Source organism: Serratia sp. CY47280 (assembly GCF_052168655.1).
Taxonomy (GTDB): domain Bacteria; phylum Pseudomonadota; class Gammaproteobacteria; order Enterobacterales; family Enterobacteriaceae; genus Serratia; species Serratia bockelmannii.
Genome location: NZ_JBJNMG010000002.1, coordinates 260,701 through 277,555 on the forward strand (window position 1 = coordinate 260,701; position 16,855 = coordinate 277,555).

Annotated in this window: 18 protein-coding genes; 1 reads left to right on the forward strand and 17 read right to left on the reverse strand. The window is 59.6% G+C overall.

The genetic code is table 11. The features are described 5' to 3' along the window. Positions 1-27: 27 nt before the first annotated feature. The 6 genes from rlmH to leuS form a co-directional block, all read right to left on the reverse strand. Positions 28-498 carry a 23S rRNA (pseudouridine(1915)-N(3))-methyltransferase RlmH gene (gene rlmH / locus ACJ8J4_RS10615; RefSeq protein WP_004940002.1) on the reverse strand — a complete coding sequence of 157 codons (471 nt, stop codon included), beginning with the start codon at positions 496-498 and terminating at the stop codon, positions 28-30. Positions 499-501: 3 nt separating this feature from the next. Next, on the reverse strand, positions 502-819 hold the full coding sequence (gene rsfS / locus ACJ8J4_RS10620) for a ribosome silencing factor (protein ID WP_025301839.1): 318 nt from the start codon (positions 817-819) through the stop codon (positions 502-504). A 194-nt stretch (positions 820-1,013) separates the two neighbouring features. Further along, positions 1,014-1,676 carry a nicotinate-nucleotide adenylyltransferase gene (nadD, locus tag ACJ8J4_RS10625; RefSeq protein WP_049295160.1) on the reverse strand — a complete coding sequence of 221 codons (663 nt, stop codon included), beginning with the start codon at positions 1,674-1,676 and terminating at the stop codon, positions 1,014-1,016. Next, positions 1,666-2,700 carry a DNA polymerase III subunit delta gene (holA, locus tag ACJ8J4_RS10630; RefSeq protein WP_033651150.1) on the reverse strand — a complete coding sequence of 345 codons (1,035 nt, stop codon included), beginning with the start codon at positions 2,698-2,700 and terminating at the stop codon, positions 1,666-1,668. The genes nadD and holA overlap by 11 nt, the downstream gene beginning before the upstream one ends. Then, entirely contained in the window at positions 2,697-3,257 is a 561-nt protein-coding gene (gene lptE / locus ACJ8J4_RS10635; protein WP_049242706.1) for an LPS assembly lipoprotein LptE, read from the reverse strand. Before lptE ends, holA begins: the two co-directional genes overlap by 4 nt. Positions 3,258-3,271: 14 nt before the next feature. Beyond that, positions 3,272-5,854: a leucine--tRNA ligase gene (leuS, locus tag ACJ8J4_RS10640; protein WP_141970419.1), complete on the reverse strand. Its 2,583-nt coding sequence runs from the start codon at positions 5,852-5,854 to the stop codon at positions 3,272-3,274. 285 nt (positions 5,855-6,139) lie between these two features. Here leuS and ACJ8J4_RS10645 point away from each other — a divergent pair, with 285 nt between their 5' ends. Then, a complete protein-coding gene (locus tag ACJ8J4_RS10645) occupies positions 6,140-6,622 on the forward strand; it encodes a zinc ribbon-containing protein (RefSeq protein WP_025301844.1) in 483 nt (160 codons plus the stop codon). Positions 6,623-6,662: 40 nt separating this feature from the next. On the opposite strand, the gene ACJ8J4_RS10650 is transcribed toward ACJ8J4_RS10645, so the two are convergent. The 11 genes from ACJ8J4_RS10650 to ACJ8J4_RS10700 all read right to left on the reverse strand — a co-directional run bounded on the left by ACJ8J4_RS10650 (position 6,663) and on the right by ACJ8J4_RS10700 (position 16,802). Further along, positions 6,663-7,367 (reverse strand): FMN-dependent NADH-azoreductase, encoded by a 705-nt coding sequence (locus ACJ8J4_RS10650; RefSeq protein WP_049206176.1) that lies wholly within the window; start codon positions 7,365-7,367, stop codon positions 6,663-6,665. Between the two features lie 148 nt (positions 7,368-7,515). Then, complete coding sequence (gene rihA / locus ACJ8J4_RS10655; protein ID WP_043135761.1) at positions 7,516-8,448, reverse strand: pyrimidine-specific ribonucleoside hydrolase RihA; 933 nt, start codon at positions 8,446-8,448, stop codon at positions 7,516-7,518. 115 nt (positions 8,449-8,563) lie between these two features. Then, positions 8,564-9,289 (reverse strand): amino acid ABC transporter ATP-binding protein, encoded by a 726-nt coding sequence (locus ACJ8J4_RS10660; RefSeq protein WP_025301847.1) that lies wholly within the window; start codon positions 9,287-9,289, stop codon positions 8,564-8,566. Beyond that, positions 9,289-9,963, reverse strand: a complete 675-nt coding sequence (gene gltK, locus ACJ8J4_RS10665) for a glutamate/aspartate ABC transporter permease GltK (RefSeq protein ID WP_025301848.1) — start codon at positions 9,961-9,963, stop codon at positions 9,289-9,291. Before gltK ends, ACJ8J4_RS10660 begins: the two co-directional genes overlap by 1 nt. After that, on the reverse strand, positions 9,963-10,703 hold the full coding sequence (locus ACJ8J4_RS10670) for an amino acid ABC transporter permease (RefSeq protein ID WP_019454074.1): 741 nt from the start codon (positions 10,701-10,703) through the stop codon (positions 9,963-9,965). The genes gltK and ACJ8J4_RS10670 overlap by 1 nt, the downstream gene beginning before the upstream one ends. A 213-nt stretch (positions 10,704-10,916) precedes the next feature. Beyond that, positions 10,917-11,813: an amino acid ABC transporter substrate-binding protein gene (locus ACJ8J4_RS10675; protein ID WP_025301849.1), complete on the reverse strand. Its 897-nt coding sequence runs from the start codon at positions 11,811-11,813 to the stop codon at positions 10,917-10,919. A 392-nt stretch (positions 11,814-12,205) separates the two neighbouring features. Further along, on the reverse strand, positions 12,206-13,735 hold the full coding sequence (gene lnt, locus ACJ8J4_RS10680; RefSeq protein ID WP_197835193.1) for an apolipoprotein N-acyltransferase: 1,530 nt from the start codon (positions 13,733-13,735) through the stop codon (positions 12,206-12,208). 7 nt (positions 13,736-13,742) lie between these two features. Beyond that, the gene (gene corC / locus ACJ8J4_RS10685) at positions 13,743-14,621 is read right to left on the reverse strand and encodes a CNNM family magnesium/cobalt transport protein CorC (RefSeq protein WP_025301851.1); all 879 of its coding nucleotides are present in this window, start codon (positions 14,619-14,621) and stop codon (positions 13,743-13,745) included. A gap of 85 nt (positions 14,622-14,706) precedes the next feature. Next, on the reverse strand, positions 14,707-15,180 hold the full coding sequence (gene ybeY, locus ACJ8J4_RS10690) for an rRNA maturation RNase YbeY (protein ID WP_016928766.1): 474 nt from the start codon (positions 15,178-15,180) through the stop codon (positions 14,707-14,709). Continuing rightward, a complete protein-coding gene (locus ACJ8J4_RS10695) occupies positions 15,177-16,232 on the reverse strand; it encodes a PhoH family protein (protein ID WP_149570298.1) in 1,056 nt (351 codons plus the stop codon). Before ACJ8J4_RS10695 ends, ybeY begins: the two co-directional genes overlap by 4 nt. Positions 16,233-16,466: 234 nt before the next feature. Next, on the reverse strand, positions 16,467-16,802 hold the full coding sequence (locus ACJ8J4_RS10700; RefSeq protein ID WP_004939967.1) for a zinc ribbon domain-containing protein YjdM: 336 nt from the start codon (positions 16,800-16,802) through the stop codon (positions 16,467-16,469). Between the last annotated feature and the right edge of the window lie 53 nt (positions 16,803-16,855).

Genomic DNA, 16,855 nt, shown 5'->3' on the forward strand with positions numbered 1-16,855 from the left:
ATTTCACTCTGTCACGGTCACCACCGGCTATTCCCGGTGGTAAGGATGATTTGTTGTAATACTCCAGGCGCGGTAGAGGCTTTCGGCCACCAGGACGCGCACCAAAGGATGCGGCAGCGTCAACGGAGAAAGCGACCAGCTCTGCTCGGCAGCGGCTTTGCAGGCGGGCGCCAGCCCTTCCGGGCCGCCGATCAGCAGGCTGACGTTGCGGCCATCCTGCTTCCAGCGCTCAAGCTGCTGCGCCAGCTGCGGCGTTTCCCACGGCGTGCCTGGGATATCCAGCGTAACGATGCGGTTGCCTTTGCCCACCGCCGCCAGCATCTGTTCGCCTTCCTTGTCCAGAATGCGTTTGATGTCGGCGTTTTTGCCGCGTTTGCCCGCCGGGATCTCGGTCAGCTCAAACGGCATATCTTTGGGAAAGCGGTGCAGGTAATCCATAAAGCCGGTTTGCACCCAGTCTGGCATTTTGGTGCCGACCGCCACCAATTGCAGTTTCACCGCTTAGCTCCAGAGTTTTTCCAGCTCGTACAGGCGACGGCTTTCTTCCTGCATCACGTGTACGATCACTTCGCCCAGATCGACCACGATCCAGTCGGAGGCTTCCTGGCCTTTCATGCCAAACAGCTCCATGCCTACGGCACGGGATTCCTGTACCACGTGGTTGGCGATCGACATCACGTGGCGAGTCGATGTGCCGGTGCAGATGATCATGCAATCAGTGATGCTGGATTTGCCCTGTACGTCCAGAGCGATAATGTCTTGGCCTTTCAGGTCATCGATTTTATCGATGACGAAATCTTGGAGCGCTTTACCTTGCAAAGGTTCCCCCTCGGGTGTGTTCTGTTCAGTCGACTGCAGCGGGCAACATGCGCACGCTGCGGCGTAACCGGATAATGATTTCGGCAGGCTGCCGCTGAAAGCCAGCTAACTGGTGACTGCCCGGCCAGCTAAGGTTTCCGGGGTTTTCAGCGGATACCTGAAAAATAGCGGCGCAGTATATCACGCACCTTTCGCTAGCGATATAAACCCTGCAACTCGATATAGCGCTGCACCGGGCGCGGCAGCAGGTCGTCGCAGTTGAGGCCCTGATGGCGGCGCTGGCGGATCTCGGTGGCGGAAATTTCCAGCTCCGGCGTATCTGCCAGATAGATATGGCCGTGCGGGCGGCGGCTGAGCATCGCCGGATCGGCGGTGCGATGACGTTCCAGCCACTGCTGCAGTTCCGGTGTGTCCATGCGATCGTTATAGCCCGGGCGCGCCAGCACCAGCAGGTGGCAGACGTCCAACAGCGCCTGCCAGCGATGCCATTTATGCAATGTCAGCAGCGAGTCCTGGCCAATAATAAACGCCAGTGGCTGGGCGGCGCCACGCTCTTTACGAATCGTTTCCAACGTCTCGATGGTGTAGGAGGGGGTGGTGCGGTGCAGTTCGCGATCGTCGACCGCAAACAGCGGGTTGCCGGCGATCGCCAGCTCGACCATCTTCAGGCGTTGCTGCGCATTGGCCTCCGGCTGCGGGCGGTGCGGCGGCACGTGGTTAGGCAGCAGCGTGACGCGATTCAGGCCCACTTCGGCGGCCAACGCCTCCACCGGCCGCAGGTGGCCATAGTGGATAGGGTCAAAGGTGCCGCCGAACAGCGCGTGCAAAACGGTGGGGTGTTCCGGATTAGTGGGCATCGGTAAAACTCGTGGCCAGGGGTTTGCCGCACAGCAGCATCGACAGGGTTTCCAGTTCCGGCCAGACCGACTGGCCATAGTCCTGCTTGAGGGTCAGCTCGATTTGCGTCAGCAGCTGTACCGCTTGCTGCAGCTGGGCGCCGGACAGGCGTTGCAGCGCCTGGGTCACCAGCGGGCGGCGGTTCTGCCAAACCTTGTGCTGATCGAACAGCGTGCGCAGCGGCGCGGACGCCATGCGGCGCTGCAGCGTCAGCAACAGCAGCAGTTCGCGCTGTAAGGTGCGCAGCAGGATCACCGGCTCCACGTCCTCTTGCTGCAGCTGCTGCAAGATATGCCAGGCGCGCTTGCTTTTGCCGGCCAGCAGGGCATCCAGCCAGTGGAACGGCGTGAAGTGGGCGGCGTCGTTCACCGCCTGTTCGACGCGCGGCAGCGTGAGTTTGCCGTCCGGGTGCAGCAGCGACAGCCGCTCCAGCGCCTGCGACAGCGCCAGCAGGTTGCCTTCGTAGCAGTAGCACAACAGCTGATTGGCGGCGTCGTCCAATTCCAGCTTCATCGCCTTGGCGCGCGTGGCGACCCAGCGCGGCAGCTGTGCCTGTTCCGGCGTCTGGCAACTGACGAGGGCGCCGTGTGGGCTGAGCGCCTTGAACCAGGCGCTGTTTTCCTGCGCTTTGGTGAGGCGCGGGCCGCGCAGGATCAGCAGAATATCCTCGTGCAGCAGCGTGGCAAGCTTGGTCAGCTGTTCGCCGATCGGCGCCGTCGGGCCGTTTTCCGGGAAGATCAGCAGCAGCGTCTGGCGGCTGGCGAACAGGCTCATCGCCTGGCAGATGCCGAAGATGGCGTCCCAGTCGGTATGGGCGTCGAGGGAAATGCTGTAGTGCTCGCTGAACTGCTGCTGTTGCGCAGCCTGCCGGAGCAGATCCTGGCTTTCCTGCAGCAGTAGCGGTTCATTGCCGCTCAATAAATAACAAGCGCGCAGCCCCTCTCGGAGCTGCGCGGCAAGTTGTTCCGGATAAATGCGGATCATTGTGCGGTTTGGCTTGCCGCTCGTTCGCCGACGGCAGCGGCTTTCTGCCGGTTTTCTTCTTCCGCCGCGTGCACGGTCAGCAGTTTGCGCACCAGCTGTTGCGCCGCCTGCTCACGCATTTCCTGGCGAATGATCTCCTGCTCGGAGTCTTTGGCCAGCGCGGTCAGCGGGTTGTCGAAGAACGAACGGAACACTTTCACCGACAGCGGATACAGGTCGTGGCCCGGGAGCAGCACCTGCGCCTGCACGGTCAGCACCAGCTGGTACTCGGCGGTTTTACCGTCCTGGAAGATCGAGGCGGTATCCTGGCTTTCCGTCGCGCCGACGATGCGCAGAGAAGGCACGTCTTTACGCTTCGGATCGCTGACGATGGTCACGGCGTTCAAACGCAGCTGCTCACGCACCGCGCGCGTCAATGGTCCGTAAGGATCCGAACTGTCCAGGATCAGCGTTTTCATTTCATTAGGCACCTGCGTGGTGCCACGCAGGTGAAAACCGCAGCCGGCGGTGACCAGCACCGCCAACCCCAGCAACAGCGTCAGAATACGTTGTCGCACAACTCCTCCTTGTGTTAACCCACAACCAGGTTAAGCAGTTTGCCCGGAACGTAGATCACTTTGCGAATCGTGACGCCGTCCAGATATTTAGCCACCAGATGCTCTTCGGCAGCGCGCGCGCGCACTTGCTCTTCGGTCGCATCGGCAGATACGGTGATTTTAGCGCGAACCTTGCCGTTCACCTGCACCACCACCAGCTTGGAGTCCTCGACCATCGCCTGTTCGTCGGCAACCGGCCATGGCGCGGTGTCCACGTCGCCTTCGCCGCCCAGCGCCTGCCACAGGGTGAAGCACACGTGCGGGGTGAACGGATACAGCATGCGAACCACGGCCAGCAGCGCTTCCTGCAGCAGCGCGCGATCCTGCTCGCTCTCCTGCGGCGCGCGGGCCAGCTTGTTCATCAGCTCCATCACGGCGGCGATCGCGGTGTTGAAGGTCTGACGGCGGCCGACATCGTCGGTCACTTTGGCGATGGTTTTGTGCAGATCGCGGCGCAGCGCTTTCTGATCTTCGTTCAGCGCCGCCACGTCCAGCGGCTGTACCGCGCCTTTTGCCACGTGATCGTAGGCCAGTTTCCACACGCGTTTCAGGAAGCGGTTAGCCCCTTCCACGCCGGACTCCTGCCACTCCAGCGTCATTTCTGCCGGTGAAGCGAACATCATGAACAGACGCACGGTGTCCGCGCCGTATTTTTCCACCATTTCCTGTGGGTCGATGCCGTTGTTCTTCGACTTCGACATTTTGCTCATGCCAGCATAGACCAGTTCACGGCCTTGCGGATCGGTGGCCTTGATGATGCGGCCCTTGTCGTCACGCTCGACGGTGGCGTCAACCGGAGATACCCAGACGCGCTCGCCGCTGTTGCCGGTGTAGTAGAAGGCGTCGGCCAGCACCATGCCCTGACACAGCAGGCGCTTGGCCGGCTCGTCGGAATCCACCAGGCCCGCATCGCGCATCAGCTTGTGGAAGAAGCGGAAGTACATCAGGTGCATGATGGCGTGTTCGATACCGCCGATATATTGATCGACCGGCAGCCAGTAGTTGGCGGCGGCCGGATCCAGCATGCCCTGGTCGTACTGCGGGCAGGTATAGCGCGCGTAGTACCAGGAAGACTCCATAAAGGTGTCGAAGGTGTCGGTTTCACGCAGCGCCGGCTGGCCGTCAACGGTGGTCTTCGCCCACTCAGGGTCGGCCTTGATCGGGCTGGTGATGCCGTCCATGACCACGTCTTCCGGCAAGATCACCGGCAGCTGATCTTCCGGCGTCGGCATCACGGTGCCGTCTTCCAGCGTCACCATCGGGATTGGCGCGCCCCAGTAACGCTGACGGGAGACGCCCCAGTCGCGCAGACGGTAGTTGACCTTGCGCTGGCCCACGCCCTTGGCGACCAGTTTGTCGGCGATGGCGTTAAAGCCGGCTTCGTTGTCCAGACCGTCAAACTCGCCGGAGTTGAACAGCGCGCCTTTGTCGGTCATCGCTTCGGCGCTCACATCAGGTTGGCTGCCGTCGAGGTTCAGGATCACCGGTTTGATCGGCAAATCGTATTTGGTGGCGAATTCCCAGTCGCGCTGGTCGTGCGCCGGTACCGCCATCACGGCGCCGGTGCCGTATTCCATCAGCACGAAGTTGGCGACCCACACCGGCAGCTTCTCGCCGCTCAGCGGGTGGACAACGAACAGGCCGGTTGGCATGCCTTTCTTCTCCATCGTCGCCATTTCGGCTTCGGCCACTTTGGTGTTGCGGCATTCGTCGATGAAGTCGGTCAGCGCCGGATTGTTGCGCGCGCCCTGTTGCGCCAGCGGGTGGCCCGCGGCGACCGCCACGTAGGTGGCGCCCATGAAGGTGTCGGGACGGGTGGTGTAAACCGTCAGCTTCTCTTCGCTGTCCGCCACGTCGAAGGTGATTTCCACGCCTTCGGAGCGGCCAATCCAGTTGCGCTGCATGGTTTTCACCTGCTCCGGCCAGCTTTCCAGCGTGTCCAGATCGTTCAGCAGCTGATCGGCGTAAGCGGTGATTTTGATGAACCACTGCGGGATCTCTTTACGCTCGACCTTGGTGTCGCAGCGCCAGCAGCAGCCGTCGATAACCTGTTCGTTGGCCAGCACGGTCAGATCGTGCGGACACCAGTTCACCGCCGAGGTCTTCTTGTAGACCAGGCCTTTTTCATACAGCTTGGTGAAGAACCACTGTTCCCAGCGGTAGTATTCCGGCTGGCAGGTAGCGATTTCGCGATCCCAGTCGTAGCCGAAGCCCAGCAGTTTCAGCTGGTTCTTCATGTATTCGATGTTGTCGTAGGTCCACGGGGCCGGTGCGGTGTTGTTTTTCACCGCCGCACCTTCCGCCGGCAGGCCGAACGCATCCCAGCCGATCGGCTGCAGTACGTTTTTACCCAGCATGCGCTGATAGCGCGAGATCACGTCGCCGATAGTGTAGTTACGAACGTGGCCCATGTGCAGTCGGCCGGACGGGTAAGGCAGCATGGATAGGCAGTAGTACTTTTCCTTGCTGTCGTCTTCGGTAACTTTGAAAGTCTGCTTCTCTTGCCAGTGAAGCTGTACGTTCGATTCTATGTCTTCTGGACGGTATTGCTCTTGCATGGCGGCCGGTGGTCCTGTAGGTGTAAACCGTTGCCCCGGTCAGAGGCAACGCAATGAACATTTAGTATTCGTAGATCCGCATAGCATAGCTGATAAGACCTCTCGGCAACAACTCCAAGCGCCTGACTCGGCGCATTTAAAAAAAACGCCGCCATGACGCGGCTCACAACCTGCGGATCCCGCGTCTTGCCAAGTGACATCAGTCATTTACGGCTAAAATAAGAACAAGTAGCTTAGGGGTATCCCTACAGCCAAGCCCGGCGCAGCGTTTATCGAGGAGAGTCTATGAACAAGGTTGCTCAGTATTACCGCGAATTGGTGGCATCACTGACCGAACGCCTGAAAAACGGTGAACGCGATATCGACGAACTGGTGGCCAGCGCGGAGCGGCGGTTGAACGAGGCCGAAGATCTGACCCGCGACGAGGTGCGGCAGGTGACGCAGGCGGTGCGGCGCGATCTGGAAGAGTTCGCCCGCAGCTATCAGGAAAGCCGGGACGAGTTTACCGACAGCGTGTTTATGCGGGTGATCAAAGAGAGCCTGTGGCAGGAACTGGCGGATATCACCGACAAAACCCAGCTGGAGTGGCGTGAAGTGTTCAAGGATGTCAGCCATCACGGCGTTTATCACAGCGGTGAAGTGGTGGGGTTGGGCAATCTGGTGTGCGAGCAGTGTCACTACCATCTGGCGTTTTACACGCCGGAGGTGCTGCCGCTTTGCCCGAAATGCGGTCACGACCAGTTCCAGCGTCGGCCGTTTGAGCCTTGATGACGTTCCCCGCCAGGGCGGGGAACGCTAAGGCCGGCGTTTAACGGAACAGTTTCTTCAGCAGGTTGCTCAGGAAACCGCCGCTGACGGCTGCTGGGGCGGCTTGCGCCTGCGCCGGTGCGCTGGCCGGTACGGCGACGCCGGCCGGGATTTTCTGCGCGACCGCGACGCGGCTGTCCTGGGCGGCTTTCTCCGCCGCTTCCGGGCCGTAGGCGAAGCCCTCCGCCAGCACGAATTCAACGTCGGTGATGCCGATAAAGCCCAGGAACAGCTTCACGTACGGCGTGATCAGATCCGTCGGCGTGTCGGCGTGGATGCCGCCGCGGCTGGAGATGACGATCGCTTTCTTGCCCGTCACCAGCCCTTCGGCACCGGCGGAGGTGTAGCGGAACGTCTGACCGGCGCGGGCGATCAGATCGAAGTAGATTTTCAGCTGCGTCGGGATGTTGAAGTTGTACATCGGGGCGCTGATGATCAGCGTGTCGTGCGACTTCAGCTCGGCAATCAGCTCATCGGAAAGCGCCAGGGTGCTCTGCTGATGCGGCGTCAGCGGGTTGTCGCCGGCGGTAAAGCCAGCCATCACTTCGCCATCCAGCTCCGGCAGCGTTGGGTTAGCCAAGTCGCGCACGGTGAACGTGTCTTCTGGGTGAGCTTCACGCCATTGTTCAACAAAAAAATCGACTAATTTTCCAGACTGGGAATATTCACCCAGAATACTTGATTTCAGGACCAGTACGCGGCTCATTGGCTTATCTCCAGGCGAAGTTTAATCGGTGACGATGTCAGTCGGTGTAAACGCATGGTAGAGGCAAGCCATCAACAGTGATAGCGCAAAAATTCGCTGAGTTAAATCAAAAAAGTTGAATGAGGGGCGCGAGCGCGCCCCGATGGGATCAATAACGCGCCAGGCGCTCGGCCAGCAGATCGATAAAACCCTCGCGGTTGATGCTGGTCAGCACTTCCACGTTGGCCGCGTTGCCGGTTTGCTGGAAATAGTCCACCACCGTCATGCCGACGGTGTATTCCCCTTTGGTCTCCACACCGACCCAGCGTTCTACGCCGGTGAACAGCTGCGGCGCCAGCAGCCAGGCGATGGTGCAGGGATCGTGCATCGCAGCGCCGGGCAGGCCGCGCGGATGGCTGAGGTACAGCGGCAGGTAAAAATCGAGCATCTCCGCGACCGCCTGCGCGACCGGATTGTCTATCTGGCGAATGCGCTCGATATCCTGCGGCAACACCAGCGCTTGATGGGTGACGTTCAGCCCGGCCATGGTCAGCGGCACCCCGGATTTCAGCACCATTTCGGCGGCTTCGGGATCGACGAAGATGTTGAACTCCGCGACAGGCGTAGTATTGCCGGCGTTCATACCGCCGCCCATGAATACGATGCGTTCGATATGGCTTTTCAGCTCGGCATGCTGGGCCAGCAGCAGGGCGATATTGGTCATCGGGCCGGTCACCACCAGGGTTATCGGCTGCGGGCTGGCGCGCAGCAAGTCGGCGATCAGCTCGACGGCGCCGCGGGGATCGGGTTTGATTGTCGGCGTCGGCAGGTGGGTGTTGCCCATGCCGGTTTTGCCGTGGACATAGTCGGCGATCACCAGTTCGCGCATCAGCGGGCCGCTGGCGCCGGCGGCGACCGGTATGTCCTCGCGCTGCATCAGGGTCAACAGGCCCAGCGCGTTATGCAGGGTTTTCTCCGGCGTCTGGTTGCCGGCGGAGGTGGTGATGGCTTTGATGTCCAGTTCTGACGAACGCAGCGCCATAGCCAGCGCGATGGCGTCGTCGAGGCCGGGATCGCAATCGATGATAATAGGGCGGGGCATGTTCTTTCTCCTCTGTTTGTTATCCAGCGAGCATCGGATCAAAACCGGGGAGAAACAAGCGCTTTTAGTGCCGGGGGAAAAGATGCGCCCCTGGCGGGGCGCATAGGCAGAGCGTTTAGTGCAGGATCTTGGCCAGAAAATCCTTGGCGCGATCGGACTCGGGGTTGTTGAAGAAATCGTCTTTGTTGCGGTCTTCGACGATTTTGCCTTCGTCCATAAAGATCACTCGATTCGCCACCTTGCGGGCGAAGCCCATTTCGTGGGTTACCACCATCATGGTCATGCCTTCGTTCGCCAGTTCGACCATCACGTCCAGCACTTCGTTGATCATTTCCGGATCGAGCGCAGAGGTCGGCTCATCGAACAGCATGGCGATAGGATCCATGCACAGCGCACGGGCGATGGCGACGCGCTGCTGCTGGCCGCCGGACAGCTGACCGGGGAACTTGTTGGCATGGGCGGAGAGGCCGACGCGCTCCAGCAGCTTCAGACCCTTCTCGCGTGAGGCGGATTTGTCGCGCTTGAGCACTTTCACCTGCGCCAGCGTCAGGTTGTCGATGATAGACAGGTGCGGGAACAGCTCAAAGTGTTGGAACACCATGCCTACCTTGGCACGCAGCTGCGCCAGGTTGGTTTTCTTGTCGTTGACCGGCGTGCCGTTCACCAGGATATTGCCCTGCTGGATCGGCTCGAGGCCGTTGACGGTTTTGATCAGGGTGGACTTGCCGGAACCTGAAGGACCGCAGACGACGACCACTTCGCCTTTTTTCACTTCGGTGGTGCAATCGGTCAACACCTGAAAGTGACCGTACCACTTAGAAACATTTTTCAGGGATATCATCAAACAGTCCTTTTCTTCAAATAGCTTACCAGCGCCGAGGCGGCGAGGCTGATAACAAAATAGACAAAGCCGGCGAACAGGATCATTTCAACCTGGGTGCCGTCGCGTTCGCCGATGGTCGACGCGGTGCGGAAGAAGTCGGCCAGGCTCAGTACGTAAACCAGCGAGGTATCCTGGAACAGGACGATGCCCTGGGTCAGCAGCAGCGGCACCATGGCGCGGAACGCCTGCGGCAGGATCACCAGCCGCATGGATTGCCAATGGGTCATGCCCAGCGCCAGCGCGGCGGAGGATTGGCCGCGCGAGATGCTGATGATGCCGGCGCGGATGATTTCCGAGTAATAGGCCGCTTCAAACAGGGAAAAGGCTACCATAGCCGAGATCAGGCGAATATCGGTTTTCGGCGATAAGCCTAGAACCTGTTGTAATAAGCTTGGAACCACCAGGTAGAACCACAGCAGCACCATCACCAGCGGCACCGAGCGGAACAGGTTGACGTACAGGGTGGCGAACCAGCTGATCGGTTTGAACGGCGACAGGCGCATCACCGCCAGCACGGTACCCCACAGAATGCCGACCACGATGGCGGTCACGGTGATCTTCAGCGTGATTACCATGCCCTGCAGCAGAAACGGGAAGCTTGGGACGATCGACGCCCAGTCAAATTCGTACATTATTTACTCCCCAGGTTGCCAGGCAACTGCACTTTCTTTTCGACCAGACGCATAAACAGCATGATAACGGCGTTGATGCCGATATAAGCCAGCGTGATGGCGGTAAAGGATTCATAGGCGTGTGCGGAGTAATCCAACAGCTTGCCGGCCTGCGCGGCCATGTCCACCAGCCCGATGGTAGAGGCGATGGCGGAGTTTTTGACCAGGTTGAGCATCTCCGAGGTCATCGGCGGCACGATCACCCGGTAGGCGTTCGGCAGCAACACGTAGCGGTAGGTTTGCGGCAGCGTCAGGCCCATCGCCAGCCCGGCCGCTTTCTGGCCGCGCGGCAGGGACTGGATGGCGGCGCGCACCTGTTCGCAAACGCGGGCGGCGGTAAACAATCCCAGGCAAAGCATGGAAGAGACGAAGAACTGCACGTTGGGATCCAGCTCGCTTTTAAACCAGGTGCCGATATTGGCCGGCAGCAGCTCGGGGATCACCAGATACCAGGTAAAGAATTGCACGATCAGCGGCACGTTGCGGAACAGTTCGACGTAACAGGTGCCGAGGGCGGAAAGAAAGCGGTTGGGTACGGTACGCAAGATACCGAACAGCGAACCGACGAAGAAAGCGATAATCCATGCACAGACGGAGAGGGCCACCGTGACCTGAAAGCCGGACCAGATCCAGCCGAGGTAAGTGGTGTTCCCAAACGGGGCCTGCTGCAGGAAGATACCCCAGTTCCAATCTATTGACATAACAAACTCCGGTAAACGGGCGCAGAGCGCCGAAGATTGATGACTTGATGAGCGCCGATCGCCGCGCGGCCAGTCTGGCTGGCTTATTGTGTGCGGATGTCGGTGATGCGCCTTGGGGAAAATGAGGGAGGGGAACGGCCCCCCTCATACCTGTCTGTCCCAGTCATCAACTGGGCCGGTTTGGCCTGGCGGCCGCCCCGGCTGTCATTCTATTTAGTTCAATGCCTTGTCGTTAGGTTCTTTGAACAGCTGCTTCATGTCGTCCGACAGTTCGAAGTTCATGTTGAGGTTTTTCGGTGGAATCGGCTGCTTGAACCATTTATCAAACCACTTGGCCGCTTCGCCGGAGGTTTGCGCCTGGGCGATAGTGTCATCGACCAGTTTCTTGAACGCAGGATCGTCTTTACGCAGCATGCAGCCGTAGGCTTCTTTCGACTGCGGTGTGCCGATGATTTCCCACTGATCCGGCTTCTTGGCCTTGGCGCGCTCGCCCGCCAGCAGGGCGTCGTCCATCATGAAGGCCACCGCGCGGCCGCTTTCCAGAGTGCGGAAGGAGTCGCCGTGGTCTTTGGCGCTGATGATGCGCATGTTCATCTTGCCGCTGTCGTTCAGCTTGTTCAGCAGCACTTCGGAGGTGGTGCCGGAGGTGACCACCACCGGTTTGCCGGCCAGGTCTTTAAAGTCTTTGATGTCGGAGCCTTTTTTCACCAGCAAGCGGGTGCCGACCACGAAAATGGTGTCGGAGAAGGCGGCCTGTTTCTGGCGCTCGAGGTTATTGGTGGTGGAGCCGCACTCGAAATCATAGGTGCCGTTTTGCAGCAGCGGGATGCGGTTCTGCGAGGTAATCGGCAGCATTTTCACCTGCAGATTCGGTGCATTCAGCTTTTTCTTAACGGCTTCAACGATTTGGTTGGAGTAGTCCTGAGAGTAGCCCACAACTTTTTGTTGGTTGTCGTAGTAGGAGAACGGCACTGACGATTCGCGGTGGCCGACAACGATCACGCCATTGTCTTTGATTTTCTTCAGCGTACCGGTCAGGTCTTCCGCGTGCGCCACGCTACCTGCCGCACCGAGCAGCAGTAACGATAACGCCAATTTACGCATTTGCATGGTCCAACTCCTTTACTGTTGTTGTGGCTCTGACTAAAGAGCGTCAGGTTAAATCGACTGTTTATTGCTCAAGTTATAAAGATAGTCTTATGAACTGAACGCTGTTAAAAAATAACCGATTGTGAACACCTTGAAACTAAAATGTTTCATTTTTTGAGACGCCGCGCGCACCAAATCAATGCAACAAAACGTCGGCGCACCCATGCGGTGCGTTCAATGCACCCAAAATGTGCGCAGGTGCGACAAAACGTCAGCAAAAGTAAACCGGCGCGCGATGTCGCCATAGATAAAAGCAAGGAGTGTGCCAGCCGCGTTGATTTAACGGCGTTTTCTGACTGAGGGAAGATTTGACGGGAAAGCGGGGCGCAGCGGGTGCGCCCCGACGAAGAGGGCTATTTGCGGCGCAGGCCCAACATCAGCGCCCAGCCGCCCAGCAACAGGGTCATCACCCACAGCGGCGTGGCGCCGAAGCGCGCATAAGGCGTGACGCCGGTGGTCGGCGTGACTTTCACTTCGAGTACCTGACGGGTGAACTGCGGGATCTCGGCGATCACCTCGCCATTCGCGTCCACCGCGGCGGTGACGCCGTTATTGGTGCTGCGCAGCAGCGGTCGGCCGAGCTCCAGCGCCCGCATGCGTGCCATCTGGAAGTGCTGCCACGGGCCGATGGAGTGGCCGAACCAGGCATCGTTGGAGATGGTCAGCAGGAAGTTGGTGTCCGGGCGGAAGTTATCGCGCACCTGCTGGCCCAACACGATTTCGTAGCAGATGGCCGCCGTCAGGTTGTAGCCGCGTACGCTGAGCTGCGGTTGTACGTAGTCGCCGCGGCTGAAGGAGGACATCGGCAGGTCGAAGAACGGCGCCAGGGGCCGCAGCAGCGTCTCCAGCGGCACGAACTCGCCGAACGGTACCAGGTGGTGCTTGTTGTAGCGATCGTTGGCCGGGTAACTGTACGGCGTCGGTTCACCGAGCACGATGGCACTGTTGTAGATTTGCTGGCCCTGCGGCGTGGCACGCACGTCGACGATGCCGGTGATCAGGCTGCTGTTCTTCGCCCGCATCAGGTCGTCCATCATCGTCAGGAAGCCGTTCTGATTGGCTTCATAATCCGGAATGGCGGATTCCGGCCAGATGACGATCGGCGCCTTGCCCATGTAGGGACGGGTTTCGTCCAGATAGGTTTGCAGCGTGCTGACCAGCGCTTTCGGATCCCATTTCATCGATTGAGCGATGTTGCCTTGCACCATGGCGACGTTCACCGCTTTCTCCGGCTGCGGGGTAAACCACTGCAGCTGGCGCAGCGGCCACGGCAACAGCAGCAGCGCGGCGGCAATCACGGCTGCCGAGAGACGGCGCTGATTGACGGCGTACACCAGCAGGCCGGCGATGGCCATCAGCACAAAGGTGATGGCGTCGACGCCCAGCAGCGGCGCGATGCCTTTCAGCGGGCCGTTGATCTGGCTATAGCCGAACTGCAGCCACGGGAAGCCGGTCAGCACCCAGCCGCGCAGGAATTCGGTCACCTGCCACAGCACCGGCGCGGCGATGGCCAGCCGCCACCAGCGGGTGGCCGGCCACAGGCGCGTCAGCAGCCCGGCGAACAGCCCGGTATACAGCGACAGGTAAGCGGCGAGCAGTACCACCAGGAAGACGTTGACGGCGAAGGGCATGCCGCCGAAATCGGCGATGCTGACATACACCCAGTTGATGCCGCTGCCGAACAGCCCGAAGCCCCAGACAAAGCCGAGCAGGGCGGACTGTTTGGTGGTGCGATTGAGGGTAACGGCCAGCAGGCCGAACAGGGAGACGATGGCCGCGGGCCAGAAATCGTAGGGCGAGAACGCCAGCGTCCCGCCGGCACCTGACAACAGCGCCAGCAGGGCGCGAACCCACTGGCGTTCAAGTAATGAGGCTTTAGCCATGTTGGATTTAATCTTCCAGTTTCGGTGGTGGAGAGTCGTCCGGAATTTTTACATGAACCTGGATGATACGTCGACTGTCTGCCATGGCAACTTTAAATAGGTAACCTTCGATTTCAATGGTTTCCCCGCGCGCCGGCAGGTGGCCGAAGGCCTGCATCACCAGACCGCCGATGGTATCGACCTCGTCGTCGCTGAAATGGGTGCCGAAGGCGTCGTTGAAGTCTTCGATCGGCGCCAGCGCGCGCACGGTGTACATGTGGCGGCTGAGCTGGCGGATATCCAGATCGTCTTCGTCGTCGTATTCGTCTTCAATCTCGCCGACGATCAGCTCCAGGATATCTTCGATGGTGACCAGGCCGGACACGCCGCCGAATTCGTCAATGACAATCGCCATGTGATAGCGCTGGGAGCGAAACTCTTTCAGCATCCGGTCGACGCGCTTGCTTTCCGGCACCACCACCGCGGTACGCAGCACTTTGTCGATGCTGAACGGCTCGGAGTCTGCGCGCATGAACGGCAGCAGATCCTTGGCCATCAGGATGCCTTCGATGTGATCTTTATCTTCGCTGATCACCGGGAAGCGCGAGTGGGCGGAGTCGATAATCACGTCCAGGCACTCTTCCAGCGTCTGGTTGCGCTTGAGCGTCACCATTTGGGAGCGGGGGATCATGATGTCGCGCACGCGCTGTTCGGCGATATCCATCACGCCTTCCAGCATGTCGCGGGTATCGGGATCGATCAGGTCGTTTTGTTCGGAATCACGGATCAGCTCGACCAGATCGCCACGGTTTTTGGGCTCGCCGTGGAACAGCTGGTTAAGGATAAGAGTAAAGAACCCCTTCTTGGGACTGGGGCTGTCATTGCTTTGTGAATGGTCGTCGCTCATGGCGTTTTAGTTACTGTCACTCATGTCAGAGTTAAGGGGCGTCAGCGACAGCCCCGCATGGGGGCTGTGGGGTAAACGGCTGACGTCAGACGGGGTCTTTTTCCGCCAGGTACGGATCAGGATAACCCAGTCCGTGCATGATTTCGGTTTCCAAAGACTCCATTTCTTCGGCTTCATCGTCTTCGATGTGGTCATACCCTAGCAGATGAAGACTGCCGTGGACAACCATATGCGCCCAGTGGGCCTCCAGCGTTTTGCCTTGCTCAATCGCTTCCTGCTCAACCACCTGGCGGCAGATGATCAGATCGCCGAGCAGCGGCAGCTCGATGCCCGGCGGGGCTTCGAACGGGAAAGAGAGCACGTTGGTCGGCTTGTCTTTGCCGCGGTAGGTCAGGTTCAGCTCGTGGCTTTCCGCTTCGTCCACCAGACGCACGGTGACCTCGGCCTCTTCCTGAAATTGCGGCAGCACGCCTTCCAGCCAGCGCTGGAAGGTGGCCTCATCCGGCAGGCCGTCGCTGCTTTCACAGGCAATCTGCAGATCCAAAATCACCTGACTCATGGTGTCTCCTGCTCGGAGGCGGCGAGCGCCTCGCGCTTACGTTGCTCGGCAATCGCGTCTTTGCGTTTCTGTTCGGCGGCTTCCCAGGCCTCATAGGCGATGACCACGCGGGCCACCACCGGGTGGCGCACCACGTCTTCGCTGTGGAAGAAGTTGAAGCTCAGCTCCTCAACGTCCGACAGCACTTCCACCGCATGGCGCAGGCCGGATTTCTGGTTGCGCGGCAGGTCGATCTGGGTGACGTCGCCGGTGATGACCGCCTTCGAGTTGAAGCCGATGCGTGTCAGGAACATCTTCATCTGCTCGATGGTGGTGTTCTGGCTCTCATCCAGGATGATAAAGGCGTCGTTCAGCGTGCGGCCGCGCATATAGGCCAGCGGCGCGACTTCGATCACGTTGCGCTCAATGAGCTTCTCCACGCGCTCGAAGCCCAGCATTTCGAACAAGGCGTCGTACAGCGGGCGCAGATAAGGATCAACCTTCTGGCTCAGATCGCCGGGCAGGAAGCCCAGCTTTTCGCCGGCTTCGACCGCAGGGCGGGTCAGCAGTATGCGGCGAATTTCCTGGCGTTCCAGCGCATCCACCGCAGCGGCGACCGCCAGGTAGGTTTTGCCGGTGCCCGCCGGGCCGATGCCGAAGGTGATGTCGTGATCGAGAATATTGGCGATGTACTGCGCCTGGTTAGGCGTGCGCGGTTTCACCATACCGCGCTTGGTTTTGATGGTGACCGCCTTGCCGTAATCCGGCACGCTGTCCGCCACCTGTTCCAGCACCCGACTCTCTTTGATCGCCAGATGGATTTGCTCCGGATCGATATCCGGGATCAGGCCGCGAATCGGAGCGGTATCCACGTACAGATGGCGCAGGATATCGGCGGCGGCAACCACGCACAGGTTTTTGCCGACCAGCTTGAAACGGTTGTCGCGGCGATTGATTTCGATGCCCAATCGGCGCTCGAGTTGCTTGATGTTGTCATCAAACGGGCCGCACAGGCTGAGCAAACGCTTGTTGTCTGCGGGCTCTAACAAAATTTCTTGTGTTGCGACGTTCAAACTATTCCTCTAGGTCACATCGGGCCTGGTTGATGTCACATAGCGCGTCCGGGACGCGCGCGTTCAGGGCGAGCCTGAATACTCTCTTTCTTGAATTATTCATGGTGCGCCGCAACGGCGCAAGTTTACCGCTGATCTATCTGTGCGCCGTCGGCGGAATTCAAGGGAAGATAAGGAAAAAACGCGGCGGGGCGCAAAGCCCGCCGCGTCATCACAGAACAAGGCCGCTGGGAATCAGTTCTTTTTCACGAACTCGGATTTCAGCTTCATCGGGCCGAAACCGTCGATTTTGCAGTCGATGTTGTGATCGCCTTCCACCAGGCGAATGTTTTTCACCTTGGTGCCGATCTTCAGCATCGAGGAGCTGCCTTTGACCTTCAGATCCTTGATCACGGTGACCGCGTCGCCGTCCGCCAGCAGGTTGCCGTTGGCGTCTTTGACGATCAGCGCGTCCTGATCTTCCGCCGGGGCGCTGTCGCTCCACTCGTGGGCGCACTCAGGGCAGATGAACAGGGCATTGTCCTGGTAGGTGTATTCGGAGTTGCACTTCGGGCAGTGTGGGAGTTGCATGTTATGTCGCCTCTTCAACAATAAAAAAATAAAAAAAGAACATCACCGGGCGC